Origin of the sequence: [Clostridium] symbiosum ATCC 14940, from assembly GCF_000466485.1 — a bacterium.
GTDB classification, from domain to species: Bacteria; Bacillota; Clostridia; order Lachnospirales; family Lachnospiraceae; genus Otoolea; species Otoolea symbiosa.
The window spans coordinates 17,743-42,506 of record NZ_KE992850.1 but is presented as its reverse complement, the minus strand read 5'-3'; the positions used below and the strand labels follow the sequence as shown (position 1 = coordinate 42,506).

The window sequence follows — 24,764 nt, the reverse complement described above, 5'->3', positions numbered from 1 at the left end:
CGGCTTATTTCAATCCGATACAAAACGGTGAATGAAGCGGCAGCAAAGCTTATGCAGATGACCGTCGGATTGAGTTGCTGAGTCGCTTCTTAAGTGTTATAATATTATCCTATTTCGGATGAAATGTTCCGAATGATTTGCCCGTATATTTAAATATTAACAGAGAAGGACACAGACCATGATAAACAGAGAAGATATGCTGGAGCTTACAAGGCGGATGACCCTTGCCCGCACTTCCTTCACAAGGATTGCAGGATGCTATGTGGATAAGGATGGTGATTTTGATGGGAGTTTTAATACAAATTTTCTAAAACTATCGTCACCGGAACGGACGAAAAAGCTTGCACTTGCAAAGGAAATCCCGTTTTCACCGACAAATGTAAACCTGAAGAAATATGAATTTCCCCAAAGTGTCCGCAAACCGGGCAGCATGTGGCAGCTGCTTATGGCAATGAAAGAGTGCGGTCTGAAAAATGACGCCCTGATGGATACATTTTATGATATTGTCATGGAGAAATACAGGGCGGATAAAGAATATGCCATTCTGGTATTTCATGATCGTTTCGACATTCCCTCAAAGGCTTCCGATAAAGAAAGGCTGTGGGAATCGGAAGAGGTATTTGAATATATCATTTGCGCTGTCTGCCCGCTGTCCGGCGAGTATGAGCCAGGAAAACCGGAATACGGATTTTTGTTCCCTGCCTTTACCGACAGAAGCGCGGATCTGAACCATATTGATATATTCCAGATGGATGCAAAAAGGCCGCACAATGAACTGCTGGAAACTTTGGGAGTATGTCCCGAAAAATAGCGGATTTTGATGAATTGCATGTCCGGGAACTGCCTGAGTTTCAGCACAACATCGGACCGCACAAAATGTCAAGAGAAAACCTCCTTAATCCTTTAAGATATGTATATACGCAGCAACAGTTCAGACAGGTTTTCACACGCGGTAACATTCTTGCCGGCTGAATTGTGACGATGCGTAACGCAGGGAGAGGGGAAAGGAGAAAGATGGATTGGATTACAGGTATACAGAAAGCCATTGACTATGTTGAGGCACACATCACAGAACCGATTGATTATGAAGAGGCTGCAAAACGGGCTTATTCCTCAAGCTTTCATTTTCAACGTGTATTCAGTATTCTGTGCGGATTTACATTAGGTGAATATATCCGTTGGAGAAGGCTGTCGCTGGCCGGAAGCGAATTGCTTCAATCTAATGAAAAGATAATCGACCTTGCAATGAAATATGGCTATGATACACCGGAAAGCTTCAGCAGGGCATTCACACGATTTCATGGAATTGCTCCGTCACAGGCTAAAAACAACAGTGCCGTCTTAAAATCTTTTTCCCGTCTTTCCGTAAAACTTATTTTAAACGGAGGTAATACGATGGATTACAGAATTGAGACGAAAGAGGCATTTAAACTGATCATGAAAAAGAAAAAGGTTTCCCGCAGCCAGGAACTGACAGCAGCAGAGATTGGGGAATTCTGGAAGAAGTGCGGTTCGGACGGCACGATAAAATCTCTCTGCAAATATATTCCGGAGGAAAATATTTTTAAAGACTGCATTGTAGGAGCCAGCTTCGGCAAAGATGCCACTGATGAGGAATTCCCGTATGCAATCGGTGCTATGTACAATGGTTTACCGGTGGAAGAGGAAGATTTAATCGTGGAGGAGATACCTGCTCACACCTATGTTGTATTCCCATGCGTGGGAAAGATGCCGGAATCGTTCCAGAAACTGTATCAGCAGATTTACAGTGAATTTTTCCCATCAAGTGAATACCAGCCCTGCGGAGGAACCGACTTCGAAGCATACCCGTCGGCAGATGTCTATTCACCGGATTATCATTGTGAAGTCTGGGTCGCGGTTGAAAAGAAATAAGAGATAGAAAAACAGGCGCTGTGCTTATACATGACGCCTGTTTTTCATCTCTGTTTTTCATCTGCGGCCAGGAGCTTATTATATAAATATAAAAATTAATTCCTTCAATTTGATTGATTTTTATATAAAACAGTAGTATACTGTCCTATATCTAACTATTCGTGAAAGTCTACTTTATCGAATAGTTGGACAATAAAACCTACCAAGGAGCATTCTTCTTATGAAATTACAGCGATTACTCAGTCTTACCCGTCAGGCCGTGGATGATTACGCTCTGATTGACTCTGGTGACAAAATTGCCGTTGGCATCTCCGGCGGCAAGGACAGTCTGACTTTATTATATGCATTGCATGGACTTAAACGTTTTTATCCTAATGAATTTGAATTGTCTGCAATTACTGTAGACCTCGGTTTTGAAAATTTTGATTTATCACCGGTTCGATCCCTGTGCAGTGAATTATCTGTCCCATTTACCGTTGTACCGACGGATATTGGTAAAATCCTATTTGAAACCAGGAAAGAATCAAATCCCTGCGCCCTCTGTGCTAAAATGCGGAAAGGCGCCCTCAATGAAACGGCAAAACAACTGGGCTGCAATAAAATAGCCTATGCACATCACCGTGATGATTTGATTGAAACTATGTTATTATCTTTAATTTATGAAGGCCGCTTTTATGCGTTTTCTCCTAAAACCTTTCTGGACCGGACGGAACTTACGGTTATCCGTCCGATGATTTATGTATCTGAAGCTGATGTAATTGGATTTAAAAACAGATTTTCACTTCCTGTATGCAAAAATCCCTGTCCGGTGGATGGAAAAACGAAACGCGAATATGTTAAACAATTAACAAAACAACTGAATTTACAGGCGCCTGGGGTTAAGGAACGCCTTTTCCATGCCATAACCGAAGGAAACATTGAAGGATGGCCGGATAAAAAATTGCCAAATAATGCGAGGTGAAAATAATGGCTGCTCTCTCCTATCATGAACAGGAAATAATTGAGAATACAAAAAGGCTCCGCCAGATGTTAAAGGAACTGCCGCCCTTTTGCGCTGATTTCTTCAGAGGAATTGAACCCAGGACTTCTTCCCGGACCAGAATTGCATACGCTTACGATTTAAAGACATTTTTTGATTTTCTCAGACAGGAAAACCCGCTTTTTGCCAACTGTGAAATGCGTGACTTCTCTCTCACTGTTCTGGATGAAATCCAGGTGATGGATTTTGAAGAATACATGGAATTCCTGAAATGCCATTCCACGGAAAAAAGGGAAGATTTAGTTAATACAGAGCGGGGAATCATGCGGAAAATCGCATCATTAAAAAGCTTTTATAATTATTTCTACCGACACGAACGTATTAAGAATAACCCGGCCGCATTAGTTCAGCTTCCAAAACTTCATGAAAAGGAAATTATACGTCTTGAGGTCGATGAGGTCGCCAGCCTTCTTGACCAGGTTGAAGCAGGTGCGCAACTGACTGAAAAGCAGAAGGCGTTTCATGCCAAAACTAAAATCCGCGATCTTGCATTAATGACACTCCTGCTTGGAACCGGAATACGTGTCTCCGAATGCGTCGGCCTGAATATAAATGATGTGGATTTTAATACGGGCGGCATCAGAATCCACCGAAAAGGCGGCAAGGAGGTCATCGTCTACTTCGGCGCGGAGGTTGAAGATGCGCTGGCCGATTATATGGCAGAACGTAAACACATCACTCCCGAACCGGGACATGAAGACGCACTATTTTTATCCCTTCAGAAAAAAAGGCTCAATGTACGAAGTGTTGAAAACCTTGTTAAGAAATATGCCAAAATTGTAACCCCTTTAAAGAAGATTACTCCCCATAAGCTCAGAAGCACCTACGGCACGAATCTATATCGGGAAACCGGCGATATTTATCTGGTGGCAGATGTTCTCGGCCACGAAGATGTCAACACGACCAAAAAGCATTATGCTGCCTTAGAGGACGAAAGACGGCGGAGCGCACGTAATAAAGTGCAATTAAGAGATAAATAGTAACAATAAATAACATTCTCTCCCCTTCCGGCCCTTCATGTGGTTTTCATCCGGCATAAAAGCAAAAGTGCATCGGGAGGCAGGGGCATGGATACAAGCCGCTCTGCTTCATGCTCCTCCGCTCCCAGATACAATGTTTCTGAAATCAGCGGTCTCTCCTCACAAAATTACCGCCTTCGTAAATTCTCACCGGATTCCCCCTCTCCAGCCGGTTATGTTCCAGCCACGCCAGTTCTTTTTCCTTCCTTCCGCTCTCCATGTTCCTCTCGGCTAATATGTCACAGAGACGGTTGACTGCCAGTTTTTTATTCATATGCTGGCTCCGTGCTTCTGTGGATACCACTGAAATACCTGTGGGAATGTGGATAACGCGCACGCCTGTTTCCACTTTATTCACATTTTGTCCGCCCTTGCCTCCGCTCCTGAATGTTTCAAAGCGCAGCTTCAGCTCCTGCGTCAGCTTAGGCATATTTTCCAGAATGCTCACATCTATATACCAGTTCTTCCTCTTATGCTTTGGACGGTATGGACTTTTGCAGACCCAGAGTATGCTTCCCTCAAGACTGCTCATATCTTCTTCCGTCTCAAATATGACGGAGGAAAAGCCCTTCGCCTTACTTCCTCTGACGCATTGTACCATCCTTATATCTCCTATTTCCTTTTGAAGCTGCCTGTAAAAAAGCTCTGCCGCAAGTTCGCACTCTGCCGGGCCCTGGCCGGAACTGATTTGTATTCTCATTTTCCCCACCTACCCTTTATAAGTAATCAGCGGACGCAGTGTGGCAGCCACCTCGATCAATCCGAATTCCTGAAGGGATGCGATGACCTGTTCCACATTCTTATATGCCTCCGGCGCCTCCGCAAACAGCAGATTCGTGTCATGGCATACCACCTGGCTTTTGAACTTAGTACTGCGTATGGAATTCCTGTCATATTTGCGGTCAATCCGGCTTTTACAGACGCTGCGCGCCCATTTTCTTCCGGCTCCGTGTGAAAGGGAATCCAGGGAAATTCCGGTATCCTTTCCCGGAACACACACATAGGTCAGGCTGCCTCTGGAACCCGGGATAACCACCGCGCCGTGCTTTGCGGATACGCTTCCCTTTCGGTGAAGCCACCCGTCTTCGGTCTGTTCAAGGTAATTATGACAGCTTTCCATCAAAATATCCAGCTGACTGTCCGTGTTCAGATAATCCAGAAGCTTTCCGGCAGCCGCCAGTCTGTTGCGCCCCGCCCATTTAAGTGCATCATCATGAGCTGCCAGATAGGCCGCAGCCTGTATGGAATCTTCCTCTATCCCTTCCGGTCTGTTATAGCGGGAAAGGATCTCCTGTCCGTAACCTCTGGAACCGGAATGGACCAGAACCAAGACGTTTTCGCCTAAAAGTCCCATTGCCTTTGCGGCAGACTCATCATATACCTGTTCCAGGCATTGAAATTCAATGAAATGGTTTCCCGAACCAATAGTTCCAAAATCGCGTATCGGGCACTCTTCCTCATAAGGATTATCACAGGGGATATCTCCCAGTTCCCGGATAGAATTAAGCCGTGTGACCCATTTTTCCATCTTAAACCGTTTTCTTCTTACCTGTGTGGAAAAAAGGCTCATGCCGCAGCCAATATCATTACCAATTAAATGAGGATAAAATCTTCCCCGGCTCAAAGCCGCCATTCCCACAGGCGTGTTTCCCGGATGCAGATCCGGCAGTCCCACGGTTCTTATCATTCCCGGAAGTCTGCTGACGCCTCTTAACTGATCGACAGCCGCCTGTTCTACCCAATTTTTACCGCTGCTGATTAATATGCAATTTTCATGATTATTCAAATCGTATTTCTCCTTCATAAGCTGACAGGCTGTGAATGGCATACTAAAAAAAGGTACAAAAAAACACGACAACAAGCCGTGTGCAATAAAAAGTATACACCAGTCCCTGTCTGATTTGCATTGTTATTTTGTTCTCACCATACTCCTATCATTTGCCAACATAACAACCAACTCCTTTTCTTATGAAGAACTTACGTCTTCTTATTCTGAAATTTACTATAAGCTAAAATCCGGAAAATGTCAACTTAAAAGTTTGTAAGCCGTGATTTCACCGTGTATCACTGTAACAGCTGATGCTGCCTGAACTGTGACGGAAAACTGATATTGTCCCCGGTATCCTGCTTTTCATTTTCAGGAACCGGAAACAATGTCAGTACCTTTAAGTCATTGTATCATCGCGCAGGGCATCGGATAAATTTTCCCTGAGAACTCTTTTACCGCCGATATAATATGCCAGGGCCACAAAGCTCACAATAGCCAGGCTGAAGACAGCAATTGCGGCGGCAGGAACCTCCGGCCATACCTCCGCCGGATTTAAATAACTGGCTTTAGCGGTAAATACAATAAACAAATAAGTCAAAGGCAGGGTGATAAGAACCGGACGCCCGGCAATAACCAGCACTTCCGCATAAAACATCTTTCTTATGCCGGCAGGCGTCATACCCACAGACATATATTGGGCAAATTCCCGCCTTCTCTGACGCATAAATCCAAGCGTATAGGAAAACACATTGGCAATCCCAATCATCGCAAGCAGAGAACAGAAGGCTCCCATAACCAGCTTATAGCTGTCTATGATGGAATCATTCCTAATCCGGGCCTTAATGCGGTTCTCAGATTCTATCTCATAAGAACGTCCAAGCATCTGTGTAATCTGTTTCTCCAATAGATTCAGTTCCGTAAGGGTAACCCCTTTCCCGGCTAATATCCGGAGATTTGTATCTGCTTCGGCAGTTCCTGTCTTCCCCTTCATATTATGCCACAATGACACGGGAATGAACTGTACAAGAGAATAATCGGCATACTCTTCTCTTAAAACCGGCGGAACCTGCGTATAGCCGAGTACAGGGATTTCTTCTGTGTCCTTGTTCCCGGAATTTTGAAGTACTATGGTCTCCTGGTCTTCCCTTATATATGGAACATACTGCCTGTAACGAAAAACGCTGTTTATACTATCCCATATCCGGTTCAATATTATCGTCCCGTCAAGCCCCGGCGTGATACCGGTATCCTCACAGTACCTTATAAATGCCGCATCATCCATAACAATAACCGGAGCCCTTACCTGCCATACGCCTTCTGACTCAGATACGGAAGCGCCGGCAACCGCAGCAGGGCCTCCAAGTGCCGTAAGCTCCGGACTGACGGCATCCTTTGGCACCTGAATGAGTGCCTCTGCCTTCTGATATGCGACGGCATCACGTACTTCTGCCATCCCCTCCAGTGCCTGTGCCGGCCCGGATTGCCGGAAATCTTCAATTTTGGTATCTTTTATTGTTATCATAATATCCCAGACATCCTGATAACGCTGAAAATAAGTGTATTTGGTGTTGAGATCGGTAAGAGAGAAAAAACACAGCATCATTGTAAACCCCATAAATGACAAGGTCAGAGACAATGTGGAAGTGCGCAGCGCTTTCCTTTGCGCCTTCAGCGCATTTCCCGCCAGTTCCCCCTCTGTACCAAATAAAATTGAGAGAATTGGAGAATGCCTTTTTCTCCTCAGCCCTGTTACACCCGTTCCCCTGATTGCTTCCAACGGCGTCATCCTGCTTAATTTTCCGGCAGGAAGCCAGGCAGAGAACAGCACGGTTAAAACTGACAACAATACAGCAAGAATTAATACTAAAGGATGGTAATGGAAACCAATGGGCAATTGGCCCGGCATGCCGGCCGCAATGTACTCAATCCCTCTCTTTGCTGCAAAACTCAGCACAATTCCTATAATATTACCCGACAGTATCGGCAGTGCACAAAGCACGGCCGCTTCCTGCATCAGGCAAATCCGTATCTGTACCGGCGTAGCCCCAATGCTGGATAATATGCCGAACTGGTGTACTCTTGCATTCATTGATACCGCAAAAGAATTATGGATAATCAGAATCAGGGACAGGGAAACCAACGACAGAATCACAAGGTAAAGTGTCAGCAACAGCGGAGGTGTCTCATCCTGCGGGTCATGAATCAGGTATCTGGACAAAAGAAGTGTATGGCAGGATACCGCCTTTTCATCTAATCCCAGCCGTTTTGCGATCATTGGCATGTCCTTGTAAACAGTCCTGACATTGTGGAAATAAATATCAGCCACGATACCCTGTTCACCGGATAAAGCTTCGTTAACTACCGCTTTTTCCACATTAGCAAAATTCTCTATTGTGAGTAAGTCCCCCGCATCCGTTACTCCGGTGAGCCTGCCCTGCCAATCCCCTTCCTCCAAAACAATCTTTTCCACTTCATAAACCCATACATTATAAAACATGCTGCACAGAAAAGATAAAAACAAACTGGATATAAAAGCGGCCACCATGATGGATATACTGGATGCACGGTTGTTTCTGATAAACCCCACAGAATAATCTTTCCACATTATCTGCCACCCCGTTTCTGATCACGGATGATACGCCCATCCTCTATCGTAACGATACGGTCCGCTTCCAGCGCAATATTTTCATCATGCGTAATCAATAGTATCGTCTGCTTCAAGTTGCGGTTCGACAGCTTTAACATATCCATAATTTCCTTAGAATTTTTCCGGTCCAGATTACCGGTAGGCTCATCGGCCAAAAGCAGCGCCGGACGGTAGATTAGTGCTCTGGCAATCGCGGTCCTCTGCTGTTGTCCCCCGGATAACTGGTTTGGAAGTGCTTCCAGTTTATCAGAGAGTCCTAAGGAATTTACAACCTCATCAAAATATTCCAGGTTCGGTTTCTTTTTATCCAGTAAAAGCGGCATCAGTATATTATTTTTGACAGTGAGCGTAGGGATCAGGTTATAGAACTGATAAACCAGTCCCACCTTCCTGCGCCTGAATATGGCAGATTGCGCCGGGCTTAAAGAAGAGATATCCCTCCCCTCCACCACTACTCTTCCCTCCGTAGGTTTATCCACACTGCCGAGAATATGAAGCAGCGTAGATTTCCCGGAACCGGATGCGCCTACAATCGCAACAAACTCTCCCTTGTTGACTGCAATATTGATTTGTTCCAGAGCAACTACCCGGTTATCTCCGGACCCGTATACCTTATTTAAATTCTCACATCTTAATATTTCCACACATCTTCTCCTATCCTGTTATAATACTTAATGCAGTTTCATTATAACAGGCCAAAGTGACAGCTCAGTGACTGTAAAAGCGGATTTCAAAACATCCTCCGCCATCTGGAATATTGCTGGCCCGTATCGTGCCGTTTTGACGTTCAATAATTTCTCTTGCAAGGGAAAGGCCAATGCCGATACCATTCTTTTTAGCATTTTGGCCACAATAAAACCGTTCAAAAAGATGGGGGATATCCTCTCTTTGAAACCCCTTCCCCTCATCCCAGATGAGTATTTCCGTGTAAAGTTCATTTTGACCATAGGAGCAATGGACAGTTCCTCCAGCCGGAGAATATTCCATGCAATTTTTCAGCAGATTCATCACCGCTTCCATTGTCCAGTCTAAATCAGCCGTGATTTCCACTTCACCCGCTTCGGGGATATTCAGCGATACATCCGCTTCGGAAAATACCTCCTGCAGATTGTCGGCAGCCAGAGTAAGAACGGTGAAGACATCCACAGCCTCTTTCTCCAGGAAAAGGGTTCCGGCGTCAAGGCGCGACAGGAGCAGCAGAGACTCCTCCAAGTGTATCAGTCTTTTTATCTGCTTTTGTATTTGTGCAGGATAATTCTTATCCGGATGTGTCTCCATCATCTGGGCTGAAAGTGAAATGGCCGTTACGGGAGTTTTGAGCTGATGGGCAATATTGGACAGATTTTCCGCAAAATTTTGTTTTTCCTCCAGTGCGGACTCTCTTGTCTGATGCATCATTGTAACTGTTTTATATATCTCATCCTGCAGTTTTGAAAAACTGTCTTCCCCCGCCTCCAAGACGAGGTCCGGACTGCCGGAATTGATTTTTTCAAGCGCTTCGGCCATTGTCTGTATACGCAATTCTTCCTTCTTGCGCCAGGTTATAAAAACGGCAAGAAATAAAAAACTGCCTGCTGTAAAACCTGCCACAGCAAGCAGAAGCACATATTGATACAGGGGATTTATGAAATCAGACTGCCGGTACCCATAGGCAGTAAGTACATTTTCATATTCCGGTTCTGCATACCGGGATTTTTGGTTCTTATACGCCTTCAGAGCCGACAGTATGGACGGTTCCAGTGCCGGATCCTCCTCTATAATTGCACTGCTCACGCTGCTTATCATCTGAAACTGCCTGCGGTTATAAAATCCTGCCACGAAAACGGCGGTAAGGGAGGATGCAATCAGACCAGCCGACATAATGAGAGCAATAAATACCCCCGCATTTTTTCTGCCAATCATAAGGTATCCTCCATACGGTATCCGAAGCTCCTGACTGTTTTCAGGCATAACGGCTGATGCAGCTTCTCACGCAGGCGCTTAATTGTAACGGTAAGAGTATTATTATTCACAAAACTGCCATTACAGTCCCATACCTGTTCGAGCAGTCTTTCTCTGGTTATTGTTTTCCCCTTATTCCGCATCAGAAGCAATAGAACCTGATATTCCGGCTGACTCAGGCTAATCTCCTCTTCCCCCAAAAAAACCATCATCCCGGATTGGTCGAGCGAGATTCGATCGCAGGTGAGATATTGGCCTGATACGTTTCCTGCCCTGCGCAGCAGCGCACATATGCGGGAATACAGAATTTCCAGCTCGAATGGCTTTACTACGTAATCGTCCGCTCCCTTCCTGAATCCTGAAACAATATCATTGGAATCGCCCCGGACAGTCAAAAAGATAACCGGCAGTTCCCGCCACCTGGATCGTATCCAGCTGCACAGCATATCGCCTCGGCCATCCGGCATATTCCAGTCTACCAGTACAATGGCAGGCAAATGATTCGTAATCGCCTTCTTCGCATCTGTAATTGTTGCAAAGACCGAAACGATACAATTTTTTTCATACAGATATTCTTTCACCGCCTGCGCGATATTTTCATCATCTTCTATATAATAAACTTCAACCACGAGTGTGCTCTCCATTCCTCAAACATCTTGTGCAGACAAACCGTACCGCCGTCAGATTACTTCTCAAAATCTTTATACATTAAACTTGGCTGTATTCCCGTGTTGTTCTGGTATTTACCGCTTTTGTACAATTCATACTCGCCGTCGATATCGTGGTAATAAATCTGGCAAATCTCAACATTGGGATAGATTCTGACCGGCTGTACACAGAAAATTTCCAGAGTCCAGTAACCGGAAAATCCTATGTCCCCGAATCCGGCCGTAACATGGATGAACAGGCCCAGACGCCCGGTGGAGGAACGTCCCTCCAGCATGGGAACATAACGGCTGGTGCTGGTATATTCATTTGTCCGTCCCAGATATAATCTGTTCGGCTCCAGTAAAAGGCCATCCTCAGGAATAATGATACGCGAGACGGGATTCGGCTCTTTCATGTCTAGAACGTGATTATCATAAACCAAAAGTTCTCCAGCGAGTGACAGATTGTAACTGTTGGGATTAATTCTCTTCTCGTCAAAAGGCTCAATAATAATTTCCTTTCCCATATGCTTTTTGATCTCCTGGCCCGATAGTATCATAATTCACTCTCCCTTTCCATTTTATCTTTTATAGGGAAGTATATCATAAAATCTGATTGATTTCTATCAATTCTGAAGCTACCCGGCTTACGTCCGTTTAATAATGTCACTGTTCACATCATGCCAAAAAGCGGCATGATGTAAACAATAACACGCTTTGCGATGCACAGAAACGGCAAAAAAACGCCGTTGATTGTGGTGAAAAAGTTCACTGTTCATCGCGTCGCGCCGTGTAACTCGGAATTTTCGTGCAAAATACGCACGAAAACACCTCGCAGAACACAACCGTGTGAACAGTAACTAATAATCTTCCGGTTCTGCCTTATAATAAGTGACCGTCAGATAATTCCCTGCATGAATTGTGTCGTCTATCAGGCAGTTCATGCTCTTCAATTCGCGCACATAGGCTTCCATGCTCTTCTCCGAATGATTGTTATATCTTTCGGCCAGCTTCCAGAGCGTGTCGCCTTCTTCCAGACGTATGCTGGTATAATATTTGCTATAGCTGACCGCCGCTTCCTCCTCGGCCATGGCCTGCATCAGATTGTGGCCGAAAAAACCTGAGCTTAATATTGCAATCAGAACAAGTAAAACTAAAATCCCCTTTTTCATCCCCGTGTCCTCCTTGGTAAAACGAATCTATGTTCCAAACATTTGTTCTTTTCCGTAATTTTATTATAGTAAACGAACATGTGTTTGTCAATGGTTTTACGCAAAAAAAGCGAACAAAGGTTTGCATTTTTTTCGAACATATGTTACTATTATATCAATAGAGGAGGTACATATATGGCACAGGGTAAAATCACTGATAAACAGAGAGAAATTTTAGAATATATCAAAAAAACTATTTTAAAGAAGGGATATCCGCCGGCCGTTCGTGAAATCTGCGAAGCAGTCAGGCTTAAGTCCACTTCTTCCGTCCATTCTCACCTGGAGCAGCTTGAGAAGAACGGCTATATCCGGCGGGATCCCACCAAGCCGCGTACGATTGAGATTATTGACGACACCTTTAACCTAGCGCGCCGCGAAGTCGTCAATGTGCCGCTGCTGGGTACCGTGGCTGCCGGTGCGCCGATTCTTGCCCAGGAGAACATTGAAAATTATTTTCCGATCCCTGTGGAGATGCTTCCTAATAAAGAGATTTTTATGCTCAAAGTAAAGGGCGACAGCATGATAGATGCCGGAATTTATAATGGAGATCGTGTCATTGTAGCAAAAGCGGATACTGCAAGAAATGGCGAGATTGTCGTAGCGCTGGTGGATGACTCTGCCACAGTCAAGACATTCTATAAGGAAAAGGGCCGTTTCCGTCTGCAGCCGCAGAACGCATCCATGGATCCGATTATCCTTGATGAGGTCCAGATCCTGGGCAAGGTAATAGGATTGTTCCGGTTAATGTAACAGCCTCACCTCATTGCGCAGCGGCAGCGTATAACAGAAAGCGGAGTATTAAGAGGCGGCAGAAATTATTCTGTCTGCTTTCTCTTAAGACTCCGCTTTACAACTTCTCATTAGTTTGTTTATTACGATTTAATTTAAATTATTAAATATATGTATTATTTATTTTCCGTGACTTGGCACAAAGGTTTCAGAAGAACGGCAGAAATGCGCTTATAACGGCAAAAATCAATGCCGGAAGCATGTTGGCCACCTTAATCTTCTGATGGAACATCAGATTGACTCCCACACAGAATATCAGCATTGAACCGACTAAAGACATATTAGAGACAGCCTGGCCTGTCAGAAGAGGTTCTATGACCCGGGACAGCAGGGTGATGCCGCCCTGGAACAGCCCCAGAGGGATTACCGAAAAGATGCATCCTTTGCCGATAGACGAAACCATGACAAAGACAATAATGGCGTCGAGAACTGCCTTTGCACAGAGCATGGAGATATCACCGGTGATACCGTCCCGGATAGCTCCCACCACCGCCATGGCGCCGATACAGATGGTCAGGGACGTGCTGACAAAACCATCCACAAATTTGGTGTCACCGCCGCTGCCCGACTTGATTTTTATCCATTCCCCAAATTCTTCCGTATGTTTTTCAATATTCAGAAGCTCTCCCAAAAGCGCCCCCAATGACAGTGAGAAAATCATCATCATCGTTCCCCCTGATGCGATGCCTTTCTCCCCTACTGAAAAGATTTCCTGTAATGTGCCGCTGATGCCCAGAAATATAACGCAAAGCCCGACGGCCTGGATCAGTATATTCTGGAAACGCTCAGGCAGCCCTCTTTTTATAGTCAGTCCAAGAAGCCCGCCGCCGATTACCCCGGCGCAGTTTATAACGGTCCCTAATCCCGGCATAATATAACCTCTATTCTGCATACTTGTAAACCGATGAGAGACATGCTCTGTGAACGGTTGCTATTAAACAGCAACCTTCAGACAGCATATATTGTTACATGAAACGATAACCTGTACGCTCCGCGCACAGGCTACCGCCATCAATCCGCAGCAATCAGTTGACATAATTATATTATGTCAACTGATTGCTGATTTAAATCTTTTTATTCTGTTTCTAGCAATAAATTATTCAAGCCATAAATTATAATTCATCGATACTTGCGATCTGTTTGCCGTCTCTCCAGATACGTTCCAGATCATAGAACAGCCTGTCTTCACGTGAAAATACATGGACAATGATATCATTATAATCCATCAATATCCAGTTGGCCGTATTATATCCTTCGATTTGACGGCATTCATGCCCTTCCTTCAGAAGCTCTTCCTCCACGCTGTCAACCATGGCCTGAACCTGGCTGGCGTTATTTCCGTTTGCTATGATAAAATAGTCTGCCAAGATCGATACATCACGGATATCAATGATTCTGATATCTTCTCCTTTTTTGTCTTCCAGTGCTTTTACGGCGATTTTTGCCATTTTGCCTGCCTGTGTCATACTGCTGTATTTCCTCCTTAAGTTCTCCCAGAGTCTCGGCAGAAGCAGCCTCTTCCAATCGGCATGCTCTAGCCGCATCATAATATTCATAAGCGATTCTGGTCATTTCATCTATATAAGCGCCGGATTCATTTAAATATTCAAGAATCCCTTTCATAATCTGGTAAAGTGCCTCGTCCAGATCGGTGAATGCCAGTCTTCTCATCTCAGTGAGCAGAGGCGCCCTGTTTCTTCTCGGTTCTATATAATCTGCAACATACAAAATCTTGTCCAGAAGTCCCATGGCCGGTTTCCCGGTAGTATGGCATGCAATAGCCTGTAAAATCTCCGGATCGGTAATCCCGTATTTATTTTCGGCCATCCAGGCTCCCAGTTTTGCATGGATGGTAGCCGGTGCATTCAGCTCATTTTCTGTCAGCTCAATCCCTTTATTCCGGCATTTTTTAATAATCTCCGACTCGTCATAACGCTTGGCACAGTCATGAAGCAGTCCGGCCAGCTCTGCTTTGTTCAAATCATATCCATAGCGCATAGCCAGTGAAATGCAGGTAAAAGAAACGCCCAGCGTATGCTCGTAACGCATCGGATTCAGTTTCTCTTTCAGGTGCCCTCGGATTCTTATAAATTCCTGGTTTTCCGCCTCATAAGCCGCCTGCTTTAAAATATTTTTTATACTTTTTTTACCGGACTTCTTCGGTTTCGGATTCGGTGTCCCGTTTGTTGATTCTGTGTTCATCATTGCCTCCCTGTCAGAAGCTGTCAGCAGTAAAGTCCATGTTGTTTTATATACCGGTACACCGCGTCGGGAATCATCCCTTTCACCGGCTCGCCGGATGCAATTCGTTCGCGGATTACGGCTGATGCCACATCCATCTCCATACAGTGGAGCCTCCGGATTTTCGCCCCGTATTTCTGTTCCAGATACCGTATCTGGGTATCCAGTGAACGCTTTTGTTCTTCGCTTTCCCGGTCTGCAGCCAGGAATGTAACGGCCTGAAGTACATACTCTGGATGGTACCATTTTTCAATATCGTGGATAGAGTCGGCGCCTACAATAAAGTAAAATTCAGTATCCTGATATTCTTCCCTGAGAAGGCGCAGCGTATCCGCGGTATAGGTATATCCCGCCGTTCTTTTTATTTCAAAATCTGAAAGGCAGAAATATGGAATCTCTTCGATTGCCGCCGACACCATGGCACAGCGGTCTTTGGAAGAAGTGATTCTGTGATCTTTCTTATGGGGCGGAGTCTTTGAAGGCATATACCAGACCGAGTCCAGTCCATACTCTTCGAAGGCCTGACGCCCGAGCATCAGATGTCCCACGTGGATTGGATCAAAGGTTCCTCCCATAATTCCGATTTGTTTCATGGCCTGTCCGGACTCCTTTCTTTACTTAGGCAGAACGATCTTCCTTTTTTTCTCATCCTTTGCCTGCTTGTAAAGTACAATCTTTTTTCCGATTACCTGGACAACCTGTGACTGTGTCCTCTCAGCCAGAACTGAAGCTATCTCATTGCCGTCGTCCATACAGTTTTTCAAAATACTCAGCTTGATTAATTCTCTCGCTTCCAACGCCTCTGCCACGGCCGTGGTCAGCTCCGGCGTTACACTGGCTTTGCCAATCTGAAAGATCGGATCGATTGTCATTGCCAGGCCTTTTAAATAGGCTCTCTGTTTACTTGTCATGAATTTCTTACTCCCGCTTTCCTCTTAAACTTCCTTCATTACATCGGCCGGTACTCTTTACCGTTATTTATAATAATCAAATTCCAGGCCATACATACGGACGGTATCGCCTTCCTCAATTCCTGCCTGCTCAAGCTCCTGTAAAATACCACTGTCCTTTAAGAATTTCTGGAAGAACTGGAAGCCCTTCTCCGAATCCAGGTTGGTGTAGCCGAGCATCTTGTCGATCTTCGGACCTTCCACCACAAATACGCCGTCTTCCGGATGCTCCACCGTATAGGGAAGATTTTCCACCTGGAACTGGTATTCAAATTCTTTTTCGAATACAACAGGTTTTCTGTCCACGGTTTTTAACAGCTCATTGACATGGTATAAAAGCTCCTTCACTCCCTTGCCTGTGACGGCGGATATCGGGAATACCTTTATTCCCTCAGGTTCAAATTCCTCCCTGAGCCGTTCAATCGGGTCGATCTCCTCACCGGCATAGATGGCATCGGTCTTATTGGCGGCAATCACCTGCGGACGCGTCAAAAGCTCCGGATTGTATGATTCCAGTTCCGCATTGATCGCGCGGATATCCGCCACCGGATCACGTCCTTCCGTAGATGCGGCATCCACCACATGAACGAGAACCTTTGTCCTCTCAATATGCTTTAAAAAGGAATATCCAAGACCGATTCCCTGGGAAGCCCCCTCAATCAGTCCGGGGATATCCGCCATGACAAAGCCCTGTCCGTCGTTTAAATCCACCACGCCGAGATGGGGATTGAGGGTGGTAAAATGGTAATTTGCAATTTTCGGCCTTGCATTGGATACACGTGAAAGCAATGTGGATTTACCCACATTTGGAAATCCTACCAGCCCCACGTCGGCTATCACCTTTAACTCCATCTGAATCCACAGCTCCTGGGCAGGTTGTCCGGGCTGTGCATATTTCGGCACCTGCATTGTGGCAGTGGCAAAATGCATATTGCCAAGACCGCCTTTTCCGCCTTTTAAAATAACTTCGCGGCGGTTATCGCCGGACATGTCGGCAATTACCTTCCCTGATTCAAAATCCTTAATTACCGTCCCTTCCGGAACTTTGATCACCAGGTCTTTGCCGTTAGCGCCGTGGCAGCGTTTCTTTCCTCCCTGTTCTCCGTCTTCTGCAACATATTTACGGACATGACGAAAATCAGTCAGTGTATTGAGACCGTCATCCACCTCAAAAATAATATCTCCGCCTCTTCCGCCGTCCCCTCCGTCCGGGCCGCCGGCGGCTACATACAGTTCCCTGCGGAAGCTCACATGGCCGTCTCCGCCTTTTCCGGATTTTATAAATACTTTTGCACTATCGGCAAACATATATTTCTCCTTTCACCTGAGCCCAAAAAGCCCGGTATGCAATTTAACCCTGCTATGCAATTACTGCTGTAACTCTGCGCGCTACGCGCACAGGTCACCGCCTTCAATGCAAAAACAGCCCCATACATTATGGTATGGAGCTGTCTGAATTATTCGTTAATTGCTCTTGGGTAAACAGAAACCTGCTTTTTGTCTCTGCCTTTTCTTTCAAATCTAACAACGCCGTCAACCTTAGCGAATAATGTATCGTCTCCACCACGGCCTACGTTGATGCCTGGATGAATCTTTGTTCCACGCTGTCTGTACAGAATGTTGCCAGCTAATACGAACTGTCCATCGGCTCTTTTCGCTCCTAATCTCTTAGACTCGGAATCACGGCCGTTCTTTGTAGAACCAACACCTTTTTTATGAGCGAATAACTGAAGGTTCATTTTAAACATGACTTACACCTCCTTAAATCGAATTTTGATATATTCCTCTCCATATGCCTCTTCGATATTCTTAAGACCAAGAATAAGAGAGTCCATAAGAAGTTTTGATTCTTTACTGATGTCCCCGGTAAACCGGAATGTAAAATGCCCTGTCTCTTCTTCCACATTGCCGTCAAATCCGTCGTCCGTAAACTGTTCGACCGAATTCGCCATGTTGAGTACAAGCGCCGATGCGGATGCACATACAATGTCCTTTCCGTAATCATCATAGCCTGCGTGGCCTTTTAATTCTATTTTCCTGGTATTTCCCTCAGAATCTGAAAATACGTTTACTCTTATCATAATTTAATTAAGCATTGATTTTGTCAATCTTAACTTCGGTAAAGAGCTGTCTGTGACCATTTTTCTTATGGTATCCAGATTTTCTCTTATACTTGTAAACGATAACTTTCTTGCCTTTTCCTTCTTTCACTACGGTTGCGGAAACTGTAGCTCCGTTAACGGTTGGGCATCCGATCTGCATCTCTCCGTTGTTAACAGCAAGAACCTGGTCAAAAGTAACTGCTTCTCCAGCAGCCGCACCAAGCTTTTCAACTTTGATTACATCGCCCTCGGCAACTTTGTACTGCTTACCACCTGTTGCAATAATCGCGTACATATGGCACCTCCTATTATCATTACTCGCCAGCTTCGGCGGCTTTACGCACTTATAGCCTCGCTGTGCGGCACACTAGAAAATAATAGCATTCTTTTAAGAAGTTGTCAACATTTTTTTCAGCAATATGTTATGCAGGTGAGGACGCCGCCGGGACGGCCAGCGTTCGGGGTGGTGGTGTGTGTGTATGAGTCTTTCGTCCCGGGGGGAGGATTGCCGTGGTTTGGGGCTGCGGGCGAAGATAAAGTCTGCGGAGCACACTCCCTACCTCAGTTAAATCTCCATATATTTCAGTAACAGAGACCTGTCTGAACTGTTACAGCGGCTGTTTTCGCAGCAGTTCATCCTTCTTTTGAATTCTGCAATATAAGAGAAAGGCGGCCGCCGCTCCTGCTGTTTCAGCCACTATAAAAGATATCCAGATTCCGGTCAGACCGAACGGCCCGTGGAGGAACCAGGCAAGGTGAAGGGTGATCACAAACTGGCGGAGCAGGAACACAATCAGGGAATCAATCCCATTTCCCATGGCCTGAAACATCGTCGGCAGAATAAACCCGATCGATGCCGGCAGGAAGCTGACCGCAATAATACGCAGCGCCGGAATGCCGATTTCCAGCATCTCGCTGCTTGCGTGAAACAGGGACAAAAGATATCCCGCGGCCCCCTCAAACAGCAAAAAGCCAATCACCATAATCAGGAAACAGATTCCGATACTGTATTTGAGGCACTCTAAGAGACGTTTCCTGGAACGCGCCCCATAGTTATACCCCATGATCGGCATGGCCCCCTGAGAAAGGCCGCTGGCCGGCATGAAGACAAATGTCTGAAGCTTATAGTAAATGCCGAACAGGGAGACTGCCGTATTGGAAAACCGGATCAGGATGGCATTCAGTCCCATCACGAGCAGACTGCCTAGAGCATTCATACAGGCATTGGGAACGGCAACCGTAAGAATCTGCCGGATAATCGCTCCCTGAAAGTGAAAACCTTTTAAACGAAGCTTTACATCATGCTGAAAAGCCACCAACACGAAAAATGAAAGACCCATGGACGTCATCTGGCCGATTACAGTCGCCACGGCTGCTCCCGTCACGCCCATGACCGGTAAGCCAAAATAACCGAAAATCAAGATAGGATCCAGGATTATATTCAGTATGGCTCCAATAGCCTGCAGCGCCATCGGGAATATCATCTTGCCGGTTGCCTGAAAAATTTTTTCGATACAAATATGAATGAACGGTCCAAAGCAGAAGCCGACACAGATGCGTGCATAAATCAGCCCGTCTGCCAGAATCGCTCCGTCATCCGTAAACATCCTGAAAAACGGTTCGATACAGAATGCTCCGGCCGTTACAAAGAGTAAGGAGGCTGTGAGAGCAAGCAGAAGTCCGTGGATTACCGCACTGTCCGCTTCCTCCTGCCGCTGCTCCCCCAATTTCCTGGCAATATAGGAATTCACGCCGACTCCGATGCCGACGGAACATGCAACTATCAGCGTTTGCAGGGGAAAAGCGAGTGAAACCGCCGTCAGCGCATTTTCACTGTACCTGGCTACAAACATGCTGTCCACAATATTGTAGAGTGACTGAATCAGCATGGACAGCATCGGCGGGAACGCCATGGACAGAAGCAGAGGAAGCATCGTCCTGGTTCCCATTTTATTTTCCTTCATCGGTTCCTTTTTTTCAAGTTCCGTTAATTCTGTCGTTTCCATTGTTTACCTCCAGTCGTCGGCCTCAAAAAAACAGCCCTCTCCCTGCTTTGGTAACATAAAAGCAGTAAAGATGGGCTGTAAATTTCAGCACTTTTCAATTCACGCTTTAATCAGCGCTTTAATGATTCCTTCTAATTCGGTACACCGTTTGGCTTTACTCCGCGCCCATAAACCTCATGCAGCGGTTTTCTGACCTTTTTCCTGGTAATCTCGACGAGTCCCAGCTTTGTCATATCCACCAGAACCGTTTTAACCGGATCCTTTTTTAATTCCCCCTCCAGTGCGGTCAGAAGCTGTTGTTTATGTTCCTCCCTGGCCATATCTATGAAATCAACGATGATAATGCCGGACAGGTTTCGCAGACAGAGCTGGCGGGCCGTCTCGGCGGCTGCCTCCAAGTTGATTTTCAGTATCGTATCCTCGGCATTCTTTTTGCCGGAATATTTTCCTGTGTTAACGTCGACGACAGTCAGGGCCTCCGTCGGCTCTATGACAAGATAACCTCCCGATTTCAGCCAGACCCTCCGTTCCAGCGCTTCCTCCAGTGCTGCTTCCAGCTTGTAAAGCTTAATAAGGGGAAGAAGGGGATCCTGGTAAAATTGCAGTTTTTCCAGGTCGGCCTTCTGGTTCTTATCCAGGTACCGTCTCATTTCTTCATAGCAGATCTTATCGTCTGTTATCACGGACTGGAGACTGGCGGCATAGGTGTCCCGAAGGCTCAGGATAAACGAAGGCTCCGCTCCCTCAAGAAGCGTAAAACAGGTTCTGTTTTCCGCCTTGGCCAAAAGCTCATCCATCCTCTGTTTCAGGGCCAGCACCTCCTCGCCGATTACCTCTTTTGTGGTCTCCTTCGCGTTGGTTCTCACAATAACCCCAAAGCCGTTGCGGCCTGTCTCTTCTTTCAGGGCCAGGAGATACTCTTTTACTTCTTCCTTCCAGACAGGGTCCGTTATCTTAGCAGAAAATCCGATTTGCGTCTTTCCAAGCGTTACTACCGAGTATTTCCCGGTAAAGTTCAGATTGCTGCTGAGTACGGGATCCTTTGTCTTTACAGCATCCCTGATTACCTGGACAATTATCTCATCGCCCTGTTTCAGGACCCGGCCCTCCTGTGCCCCTGCGGCAGCCAGAGGGCTGGTGAATCGATGCTCCCTGTTCTCAGAGAGACTGTAGTATCCTGTTTTTCCTCCTCCGAGATCGATAAAAGCTGCATTTATATTTTTTACTATATTTTTTACTTTTCCAATATATATGTTTCCCAGAAGGCTGCCGCTCTCCTCCGGTTCCAGGCTCAGGGAACGGCATCTGCTGTCTGACATTAGCGCCGACAGGATTCTTCCGCGCCACCTTGTAACAATCAGTTTATTCAATGTCTGCTCCATATTCTTCCAGTGGGACAAATTTGTGGCTGCCGCCCGGGGCGCCGCCGTCACTTTCATCGGACGCATCGTTGCCCTCGTCGGCATAAACCTCTTCACGCTGGATCTGGAACGCGAAAGCAGGATATTCCATTCCGATGGACTCATAGTAGGCGCCGACAACCTGTTCCGGCTTTACATTGGCCGTGCTTCCCGAGGAAACTTTCATAAAAATCCCGGTATTATCATCCGTAAGCCGGACCTCATAGATGCAGGGACGCAAATCCATCGCCTTTTGTCCCTTTTTTGTCTTTTTTACAATCTCAATTTTATCGCTGTGGCAAAATGCCAGCAGATTTTTCATAAACCGGGGGACATCCTCCGGCTCATATCCTTCTCTGAACCACATCGTATAGTCGGCAGCCGCCACCTGTGACATCGCATTTTTCACGGAATCGTCCAGCTTTCTGTAGCTGAGTACACAGAATCCCTCCGCATTTTCCCTGTTGATCTGTTCAATCATCGTTTTGGAATCCTTTGTGGAATTCACTTCAATGTCCACATACTCGCCGTTGCTTAAAATACCGACTCCCAGCGGTGATGCAAAGGACATAATCTGATGGGGGCTGAACCCCTCACTGTAACGGATATCCACGTCCGCTCTGCGCATCACCTTCTGGAAGTAACGCATGATATCAAGATGCCCGATAAATTTGAGCGGGCCCTGCTTACTAAACTTCATTCTTATTTTCATAGCAGACCCCTCCTTTATATTTTGCCACACCGCAGCCGGAACATTTTGCACGGCAGTTCGGCGTCACCGATTCATTTACCGCATTGTTCCATTCGCGTTTTAAGAATTCCTTCGTCACGCCGGTATCGATAAAATCCCAGGGGAATATCTCGTCCAGGCTGCGTTCTCTCACCGTATAAAAATCGATATCCACACCGCAGGTTTCGAAGGCCTGCATCCAAGTTTCATTATGAAAGTGTTCAGACCATGAGTCGTAGAGCGCTCCGTTTTTATAAGCCTCCTCGATCACTGCCGCCACCTTCCTGTCACCGCGGGCCAAAACGCCCTCCAGCACCGTCAGATCCGCTTCATGCCAGTTGTAACGCAGACTCTTGCGGTTCAGCATCTCTTTCATCCTGGAATTGACAATGTGGGCCCGCTCCAGAAATTCTTCTTTGGTACACATTCTGGCCCACTGGAACGGCGTAAACGGCTTCGGTACAAAGAATGAGGTGCTGGCGGTAACCTGTACTTTTCCGGAACGCTCTTCCTTTGGAATATTATAGTACTCTTCGGCCACCTTCTCGGACAGCTCGGCAATCCCCCGCATATCCTCCGGCGTCTCGGTGGGAAGCCCCAGCATGAAATAGAGTTTTACCCGGTTCCAGCCGCCTCTGAACGCCTCGGCCGAACCGTTCAGGATGTCCTCCTCGGTCAGTCCCTTGTTGATAACGTTCCGAAGGCGCTGGGAACCTGCCTCCGGCGCAAAAGTCAGGCTGCTTTTTTTAACATCCTGTACCTTGCTCATTACATCTAAAGAAAATGCATCGATTCGAAGAGAGGGAAGGGATACGTTGATTCCTTTTCCGTCAAACTCCTCTATCAGGAAGGATACAAGTCCCTCCAGCTGTGTATGATCGCTCGAGCTTAAGGAGCTGAGTGAAATTTCCTCATGCCCGGTGCTCTTTAACATCTTATAAGCAAGAGCTTTAAGCTCTTCAAGGCTCCTCTCCCTCACAGGGCGGTATACCATACCGGCCTGGCAGAAACGGCAGCCGCGGATGCAGCCACGCATAATTTCCAGCACAACACGGTCCTGTGTTACCTTAATAAACGGCACAACCGGTTTTTCCGGATAATAGGTTGCGTCCATATCCATCACAAGCTGTTTTGACACCTTATCAGGCGCATGAGGATTGACGGGAACCATCTGGTCTATGGTTCCATCTTCTTTATACCAGACATCATAGAAGGAAGGAACATAGATGCCGGGAATCTCAGCCGCCATTTCCAGGAAGTCCTTCCTGCTTCCGCCATTTCTCTTATTCTCTTTGTAACGGTCCAGCAGGTCGAAATACACGACTTCGCCCTCACCGAGATAGAACAAATCAAAAAACGGCGCGATCGGTTCCGGATTGTAGCTGCATGGGCCGCCGCCGATTACAATGGGATCTTCCCCGGTTCTGTCTTCTGCATGAAGCGGAATATGGGACAGGTCAAGAATCTGCAGAATATTGGTATAGCACATTTCATACTGGAGCGTGATGCCTAAAAAATCGAAATCCTTTACCGGATCCTGGCTTTCCACAGCGAAAAGCGGAATGTTTTTCTCCCTCATCAACTTGTCTAAATCGGTCCACGGAGAGTAAACACGCTCACAATATACATCATCCCGTCTGTTAAACATATCATAGAGGATCTGGATGCCGAGATGGGACATCCCTATCTCATAAACATCGGGGAAACACATGGCAAAGCGGATATCCACTTTTTTAGGGTCCTTATTTACCATGTTTACCTCGCCTCCGATATAGCGGGCGGGCTGCTGGATACTTAGTAAAATTTCATCGTTTAAAGCTAGTTTTCTCATTATTTTTCCTTATTTATTGTGCTGATGCACAGTATTTTAAATCGATTGTATAGGCCAATTTGTATCGAAAGGAGCTTCTATTTGCGTCTTTATCTTATCCCAACTGAGAATCACGGGATAATACAATATGCCACAACGCATAATTATAAGGCATTTCCCGGTATTAAGCAATACTATTCGGCAGTTGTCGGAACACAAAATCAATTTGCATTAATTATTTGTTTCTCCGTTTAACTCTCCAACAACCTGGAAGTTATAATTGTTTGAAATAAGATTTTAATTCTGATTTACAGTTGTCGTCCAGTTGTTTAATTTCAATGCCACGGATAGCACTTTCTAAATGATAAAGAATGACAACACAAGTGTTTGGATATTGCTCCTTGAGTCGAAAAACAGCTTGCCTGCTACCAATTTCAATTAATTCTTCGGCTGAATGAACACCAACTGAATGAAGTTTCTTTTCCATTGTCTTCCCTAATCCTAAAGCTGTAACTGCCGCCATGTCTTTCTCCTTTTCGTTAGCTTATGTTAATTGTTAAATTTCCAATTC

Annotated in this window: 26 protein-coding genes and 1 pseudogene; 5 read left to right on the top strand and 22 right to left on the bottom strand. The window is 45.9% G+C overall.

Annotation, left to right across the window (positions count from 1 at the left end; all coding sequences use genetic code 11):
- Nucleotides 1–178 precede the first annotated feature (178 nt).
- From CLOSYM_RS05410 to CLOSYM_RS05395, 4 genes are all read left to right on the top strand, one after another.
- Entirely contained in the window at nt 179–811 is a 633-nt protein-coding gene (locus CLOSYM_RS05410; protein ID WP_003503994.1) for a DUF4317 family protein, read from the top strand.
- Between the two features lie 203 nt (nt 812–1,014).
- Nucleotides 1,015–1,893 carry an AraC family transcriptional regulator gene (locus CLOSYM_RS05405; RefSeq protein WP_044902157.1) on the top strand — a complete coding sequence of 293 codons (879 nt, stop codon included), beginning with the start codon at nt 1,015–1,017 and terminating at the stop codon, nt 1,891–1,893.
- A 220-nt stretch (nt 1,894–2,113) separates the two neighbouring features.
- A complete protein-coding gene (locus tag CLOSYM_RS05400; RefSeq protein WP_009298238.1) occupies nt 2,114–2,854 on the top strand; it encodes a tRNA 2-thiocytidine(32) synthetase TtcA in 741 nt (246 codons plus the stop codon).
- Between the two features lie 5 nt (nt 2,855–2,859).
- A complete protein-coding gene (locus CLOSYM_RS05395; RefSeq protein WP_003503989.1) occupies nt 2,860–3,912 on the top strand; it encodes a tyrosine-type recombinase/integrase in 1,053 nt (350 codons plus the stop codon).
- A 145-nt stretch (nt 3,913–4,057) separates the two neighbouring features.
- On the opposite strand, the gene prfH is transcribed toward CLOSYM_RS05395, so the two are convergent.
- From prfH to CLOSYM_RS05355, 8 genes are all read right to left on the bottom strand, one after another.
- The gene (gene prfH / locus CLOSYM_RS05390) at nt 4,058–4,651 is read right to left on the bottom strand and encodes a peptide chain release factor H (RefSeq protein ID WP_003503987.1); all 594 of its coding nucleotides are present in this window, start codon (nt 4,649–4,651) and stop codon (nt 4,058–4,060) included.
- A 9-nt stretch (nt 4,652–4,660) separates the two neighbouring features.
- A complete protein-coding gene (locus CLOSYM_RS05385; protein ID WP_003507127.1) occupies nt 4,661–5,755 on the bottom strand; it encodes an RNA ligase RtcB family protein in 1,095 nt (364 codons plus the stop codon).
- A gap of 361 nt (nt 5,756–6,116) precedes the next feature.
- Nucleotides 6,117–8,324, bottom strand: a complete 2,208-nt coding sequence (locus CLOSYM_RS05380) for an ABC transporter permease (protein ID WP_044902156.1) — start codon at nt 8,322–8,324, stop codon at nt 6,117–6,119.
- Nucleotides 8,324–9,010 carry an ABC transporter ATP-binding protein gene (locus CLOSYM_RS05375; protein ID WP_003503981.1) on the bottom strand — a complete coding sequence of 229 codons (687 nt, stop codon included), beginning with the start codon at nt 9,008–9,010 and terminating at the stop codon, nt 8,324–8,326. The genes CLOSYM_RS05380 and CLOSYM_RS05375 overlap by 1 nt, the downstream gene beginning before the upstream one ends.
- A gap of 64 nt (nt 9,011–9,074) precedes the next feature.
- Nucleotides 9,075–10,268, bottom strand: a complete 1,194-nt coding sequence (locus CLOSYM_RS05370) for a sensor histidine kinase (RefSeq protein ID WP_021641276.1) — start codon at nt 10,266–10,268, stop codon at nt 9,075–9,077.
- Entirely contained in the window at nt 10,265–10,936 is a 672-nt protein-coding gene (locus CLOSYM_RS05365; RefSeq protein WP_003503977.1) for a response regulator transcription factor, read from the bottom strand. The genes CLOSYM_RS05370 and CLOSYM_RS05365 overlap by 4 nt, the downstream gene beginning before the upstream one ends.
- Before the next feature lie 56 nt (nt 10,937–10,992).
- Nucleotides 10,993–11,514, bottom strand: coding sequence for a dCTP deaminase (gene dcd, locus CLOSYM_RS05360; RefSeq protein WP_003507122.1), 522 nt, complete (start codon nt 11,512–11,514; stop codon nt 10,993–10,995).
- Between the two features lie 300 nt (nt 11,515–11,814).
- On the bottom strand, nt 11,815–12,126 hold the full coding sequence (locus tag CLOSYM_RS05355) for a LysM peptidoglycan-binding domain-containing protein (protein WP_003503973.1): 312 nt from the start codon (nt 12,124–12,126) through the stop codon (nt 11,815–11,817).
- 174 nt (nt 12,127–12,300) lie between these two features.
- On the opposite strand from CLOSYM_RS05355, the gene lexA reads away from it, so the two are divergent.
- The gene (lexA, locus tag CLOSYM_RS05350; protein WP_044902155.1) at nt 12,301–12,915 is read left to right on the top strand and encodes a transcriptional repressor LexA; all 615 of its coding nucleotides are present in this window, start codon (nt 12,301–12,303) and stop codon (nt 12,913–12,915) included.
- 187 nt (nt 12,916–13,102) lie between these two features.
- On the opposite strand, the gene CLOSYM_RS05345 is transcribed toward lexA, so the two are convergent.
- The 14 genes and pseudogenes from CLOSYM_RS05345 to CLOSYM_RS05280 form a co-directional block, all read right to left on the bottom strand.
- Nucleotides 13,103–13,825 carry a DUF554 domain-containing protein gene (locus tag CLOSYM_RS05345; protein WP_044902154.1) on the bottom strand — a complete coding sequence of 241 codons (723 nt, stop codon included), beginning with the start codon at nt 13,823–13,825 and terminating at the stop codon, nt 13,103–13,105.
- 241 nt (nt 13,826–14,066) lie between these two features.
- A complete protein-coding gene (gene rsfS / locus CLOSYM_RS05340) occupies nt 14,067–14,420 on the bottom strand; it encodes a ribosome silencing factor (protein WP_044902153.1) in 354 nt (117 codons plus the stop codon).
- 79 nt (nt 14,421–14,499) lie between these two features.
- Nucleotides 14,500–15,084 (bottom strand): annotated as a pseudogene (gene yqeK / locus CLOSYM_RS05335) (bis(5'-nucleosyl)-tetraphosphatase (symmetrical) YqeK); the annotation flags it as partial.
- A gap of 95 nt (nt 15,085–15,179) precedes the next feature.
- On the bottom strand, nt 15,180–15,788 hold the full coding sequence (nadD, locus tag CLOSYM_RS05330; protein WP_003503964.1) for a nicotinate-nucleotide adenylyltransferase: 609 nt from the start codon (nt 15,786–15,788) through the stop codon (nt 15,180–15,182).
- A 21-nt stretch (nt 15,789–15,809) separates the two neighbouring features.
- Nucleotides 15,810–16,106, bottom strand: coding sequence for a ribosome assembly RNA-binding protein YhbY (yhbY, locus tag CLOSYM_RS05325; protein ID WP_003503962.1), 297 nt, complete (start codon nt 16,104–16,106; stop codon nt 15,810–15,812).
- A gap of 63 nt (nt 16,107–16,169) precedes the next feature.
- Nucleotides 16,170–17,453 carry a GTPase ObgE gene (gene obgE / locus CLOSYM_RS05320; protein WP_021641270.1) on the bottom strand — a complete coding sequence of 428 codons (1,284 nt, stop codon included), beginning with the start codon at nt 17,451–17,453 and terminating at the stop codon, nt 16,170–16,172.
- A 149-nt stretch (nt 17,454–17,602) separates the two neighbouring features.
- Entirely contained in the window at nt 17,603–17,893 is a 291-nt protein-coding gene (rpmA, locus tag CLOSYM_RS05315) for a 50S ribosomal protein L27 (RefSeq protein WP_003503958.1), read from the bottom strand.
- A 3-nt stretch (nt 17,894–17,896) separates the two neighbouring features.
- The gene (locus CLOSYM_RS05310; RefSeq protein ID WP_003503956.1) at nt 17,897–18,226 is read right to left on the bottom strand and encodes a ribosomal-processing cysteine protease Prp; all 330 of its coding nucleotides are present in this window, start codon (nt 18,224–18,226) and stop codon (nt 17,897–17,899) included.
- Nucleotides 18,227–18,233: 7 nt separating this feature from the next.
- Complete coding sequence (gene rplU / locus CLOSYM_RS05305) at nt 18,234–18,542, bottom strand: 50S ribosomal protein L21 (RefSeq protein ID WP_003503953.1); 309 nt, start codon at nt 18,540–18,542, stop codon at nt 18,234–18,236.
- Nucleotides 18,543–18,855: 313 nt separating this feature from the next.
- The gene (locus tag CLOSYM_RS05300; protein ID WP_021641268.1) at nt 18,856–20,253 is read right to left on the bottom strand and encodes an MATE family efflux transporter; all 1,398 of its coding nucleotides are present in this window, start codon (nt 20,251–20,253) and stop codon (nt 18,856–18,858) included.
- Nucleotides 20,254–20,384: 131 nt separating this feature from the next.
- Nucleotides 20,385–21,572: a ribonuclease E/G gene (locus tag CLOSYM_RS05295; protein WP_044902161.1), complete on the bottom strand. Its 1,188-nt coding sequence runs from the start codon at nt 21,570–21,572 to the stop codon at nt 20,385–20,387.
- A 43-nt stretch (nt 21,573–21,615) separates the two neighbouring features.
- Nucleotides 21,616–22,365, bottom strand: coding sequence for a TIGR03936 family radical SAM-associated protein (locus CLOSYM_RS05290; protein ID WP_003507117.1), 750 nt, complete (start codon nt 22,363–22,365; stop codon nt 21,616–21,618).
- Nucleotides 22,343–24,214 carry a TIGR03960 family B12-binding radical SAM protein gene (locus CLOSYM_RS05285; RefSeq protein WP_021641266.1) on the bottom strand — a complete coding sequence of 624 codons (1,872 nt, stop codon included), beginning with the start codon at nt 24,212–24,214 and terminating at the stop codon, nt 22,343–22,345. Before CLOSYM_RS05285 ends, CLOSYM_RS05290 begins: the two co-directional genes overlap by 23 nt.
- A gap of 253 nt (nt 24,215–24,467) precedes the next feature.
- On the bottom strand, nt 24,468–24,716 hold the full coding sequence (locus tag CLOSYM_RS05280; protein WP_003505245.1) for a TfoX/Sxy family DNA transformation protein: 249 nt from the start codon (nt 24,714–24,716) through the stop codon (nt 24,468–24,470).
- Nucleotides 24,717–24,764 lie beyond the last annotated feature (48 nt).

What these genes read in the sequence shown, in the direction of transcription:
- CLOSYM_RS05380 (WP_044902156.1), bottom strand. Translation starts at nt 8,324, where the DNA reads ATGTGGAAAGATTATTCTGTGGGGTTTATCAGAAACAACCGTGCATCC.
- lexA (WP_044902155.1), top strand. Translation starts at nt 12,301, where the DNA reads ATGGCACAGGGTAAAATCACTGATAAACAGAGAGAAATTTTAGAATAT.
- CLOSYM_RS05400 (WP_009298238.1), top strand. Translation starts at nt 2,114, where the DNA reads ATGAAATTACAGCGATTACTCAGTCTTACCCGTCAGGCCGTGGATGAT.
- CLOSYM_RS05300 (WP_021641268.1), bottom strand. Translation starts at nt 20,253, where the DNA reads ATGGAAACGACAGAATTAACGGAACTTGAAAAAAAGGAACCGATGAAG.
- CLOSYM_RS05355 (WP_003503973.1), bottom strand. Translation starts at nt 12,126, where the DNA reads ATGAAAAAGGGGATTTTAGTTTTACTTGTTCTGATTGCAATATTAAGC.
- rsfS (WP_044902153.1), bottom strand. Translation starts at nt 14,420, where the DNA reads ATGACACAGGCAGGCAAAATGGCAAAAATCGCCGTAAAAGCACTGGAA.
- CLOSYM_RS05385 (WP_003507127.1), bottom strand. Translation starts at nt 5,755, where the DNA reads ATGAAGGAGAAATACGATTTGAATAATCATGAAAATTGCATATTAATC.
- dcd (WP_003507122.1), bottom strand. Translation starts at nt 11,514, where the DNA reads ATGATACTATCGGGCCAGGAGATCAAAAAGCATATGGGAAAGGAAATT.
- CLOSYM_RS05395 (WP_003503989.1), top strand. Translation starts at nt 2,860, where the DNA reads ATGGCTGCTCTCTCCTATCATGAACAGGAAATAATTGAGAATACAAAA.
- CLOSYM_RS05410 (WP_003503994.1), top strand. Translation starts at nt 179, where the DNA reads ATGATAAACAGAGAAGATATGCTGGAGCTTACAAGGCGGATGACCCTT.
- obgE (WP_021641270.1), bottom strand. Translation starts at nt 17,453, where the DNA reads ATGTTTGCCGATAGTGCAAAAGTATTTATAAAATCCGGAAAAGGCGGA.
- CLOSYM_RS05285 (WP_021641266.1), bottom strand. Translation starts at nt 24,214, where the DNA reads ATGAGAAAACTAGCTTTAAACGATGAAATTTTACTAAGTATCCAGCAG.
- CLOSYM_RS05290 (WP_003507117.1), bottom strand. Translation starts at nt 22,365, where the DNA reads ATGAAAATAAGAATGAAGTTTAGTAAGCAGGGCCCGCTCAAATTTATC.
- rpmA (WP_003503958.1), bottom strand. Translation starts at nt 17,893, where the DNA reads ATGTTTAAAATGAACCTTCAGTTATTCGCTCATAAAAAAGGTGTTGGT.
- prfH (WP_003503987.1), bottom strand. Translation starts at nt 4,651, where the DNA reads ATGAGAATACAAATCAGTTCCGGCCAGGGCCCGGCAGAGTGCGAACTT.
- nadD (WP_003503964.1), bottom strand. Translation starts at nt 15,788, where the DNA reads ATGAAACAAATCGGAATTATGGGAGGAACCTTTGATCCAATCCACGTG.
- CLOSYM_RS05370 (WP_021641276.1), bottom strand. Translation starts at nt 10,268, where the DNA reads ATGATTGGCAGAAAAAATGCGGGGGTATTTATTGCTCTCATTATGTCG.
- rplU (WP_003503953.1), bottom strand. Translation starts at nt 18,542, where the DNA reads ATGTACGCGATTATTGCAACAGGTGGTAAGCAGTACAAAGTTGCCGAG.
- CLOSYM_RS05310 (WP_003503956.1), bottom strand. Translation starts at nt 18,226, where the DNA reads ATGATAAGAGTAAACGTATTTTCAGATTCTGAGGGAAATACCAGGAAA.
- CLOSYM_RS05405 (WP_044902157.1), top strand. Translation starts at nt 1,015, where the DNA reads ATGGATTGGATTACAGGTATACAGAAAGCCATTGACTATGTTGAGGCA.
- CLOSYM_RS05280 (WP_003505245.1), bottom strand. Translation starts at nt 24,716, where the DNA reads ATGGCGGCAGTTACAGCTTTAGGATTAGGGAAGACAATGGAAAAGAAA.
- CLOSYM_RS05295 (WP_044902161.1), bottom strand. Translation starts at nt 21,572, where the DNA reads ATGTCAGACAGCAGATGCCGTTCCCTGAGCCTGGAACCGGAGGAGAGC.
- CLOSYM_RS05345 (WP_044902154.1), bottom strand. Translation starts at nt 13,825, where the DNA reads ATGCCGGGATTAGGGACCGTTATAAACTGCGCCGGGGTAATCGGCGGC.
- yhbY (WP_003503962.1), bottom strand. Translation starts at nt 16,106, where the DNA reads ATGACAAGTAAACAGAGAGCCTATTTAAAAGGCCTGGCAATGACAATC.